The organism is Streptomyces litmocidini, from assembly GCF_014649755.1.
Classification (GTDB): Bacteria; Actinomycetota; Actinomycetes; order Streptomycetales; family Streptomycetaceae; genus Streptomyces; species Streptomyces litmocidini.
Map to the genome: position 1 here is coordinate 1 of NZ_BMTQ01000055.1, position 1,826 is coordinate 1,826.

Annotated in this window: 1 protein-coding gene; it reads right to left on the bottom strand. The window is 19.2% G+C overall.

Annotated features, from left to right (window positions below; translation table 11 throughout):
• A partial coding sequence (locus tag IE180_RS37860) for a hypothetical protein (protein ID WP_190161110.1) occupies positions 1-1,471 on the bottom strand: 1,471 nt, incomplete at its 3' end.
• Positions 1,472-1,826 lie beyond the last annotated feature (355 nt).

Sequence of the window (1,826 nt, forward strand, 5' to 3'; positions counted from 1 at the left end):
TTATACTAAAATTATCATCTATATCTAAAATTAAAGAATTTTTACTTAAATTATCATTTATATTTAAATTAGAAGATTTCTTACTTATATTATCATTTATATTTAAATTAGAAGATTTTTTACTTAAATTATCATCTATATCTAAAATTAAAGATTTTTTACTTAAATTATCATTTTTATTTAAATTATTTGAGTCTATAGATTTTAGAATTAAAGTATCATCTATTTGTGAATTATTTGAATCTGTAGATTTCATACTTGAAGTATCATTTATATATAGTTTATTATTATAACTCTCTTCTTTATAAAAAGATCCACTCCCTTTTTTTGAAAGTGAGGGATTATTTATTTCTAAATCTTTACTACAACCTTCTTTTAAATATACACCTGAATCATTCATATTATTAAAAGAATAAGGATTATTTAATTTATATTCCATATTTTGATATAAATCATCATTATCTAAATCAAAATTAGGTTTTTTTAAAATTCTAGATTTATTATATTTATCTAATTTTGATTCTTCACTAATTAAGTCTAAATTTGATGAATCTACAGTTTTAATTTTAGAAATTGAATTAATATTTGAAGAATTTTGACTTAAATCTGGACTATAATTACTTGGTATAGAATTATTTGGACTATAATTACTTGGTATAGAATTATTTGGATTATAATTACTTGGAATAGGACTATTTGGACTATAATTACTTGGTATAGAATTATTTGGAATAGAATTATTTGGAGAAGGGATATTTGGTGTAGGTATATTTGGAGAAGGTATATTTGGTGTAGGTATATTTGGAGAAGGTATATCTTGAGTAGAATTATTTATAATAGGGATATTTGGATCAGAATTATTAAAACCTAAATTAATATTTTTTGAATTAGTAAAATTAAAATTTAATGAAGTATTATTTAAATTAATATTATTTATATTTAAATTAATATTTTTTGAATTAGTAAAATTAAAATTTAAACCAGGATTATTAATATTTAAAGTAGAATTATTAATTTTAGGTTTAGAATCATTAATTTTTGAATCAAAGTTATTAAATTCTGGGTTAATATTATTAATATTTTTAGTAGAATTATCAATATTTTCATTAAATTTACTTAAATCAATATTATTAAAATTAGGATTTTTAAATTTTGGAATAGAATTATTTGAAGAAGGGATATTTGGAATAGAATTATTTGAAGAAGGGATATTTGGAATAGAATTCTTTGGAGAAGGTATATTTTGAGTAGAATTATTTTTAATAGGGTTATCATCATTTAAATTAAAATCAGATAAATTTATATTTTTATTATTTAAGAAATCTAAAAAAACAGGATTATTCATACCTATAATATTAGGATTTTTATCAATAAATTCTTGATATAATAAAAATTTATTTATTAATTTTTGAGCTTTAATAGGATCTATTAATTTTAATTGTTCAATATATCTAGAAGTTTCTAAAGGCATAACACAAGTTACTTTATTATCTCAGAATTCTAATAAAATAGTTTTAGGGATTCTAGGTATACTAGGTTCCATAGGTAATAATTTATTAGGTAAAGTAAAATCATATAAATCATTAGGATGATTTGAATATGCTTGTATTCCACTTTTATCATTAAATTTTAAATTTAATCCTGTAGGATTTCTTATTTCATTTATTAATAAATTATACATTCAATTACCTTTATTAGGTTGTATAGTTATATAATTAGAATAATCAATAGGATTTTCACTATTTACAGTAAATGTTGTAGGAAATGCACGGATTGAATCTCTTCCTAATTTATTATGAAATATTTCAAGGAAAAAATTATTAGGT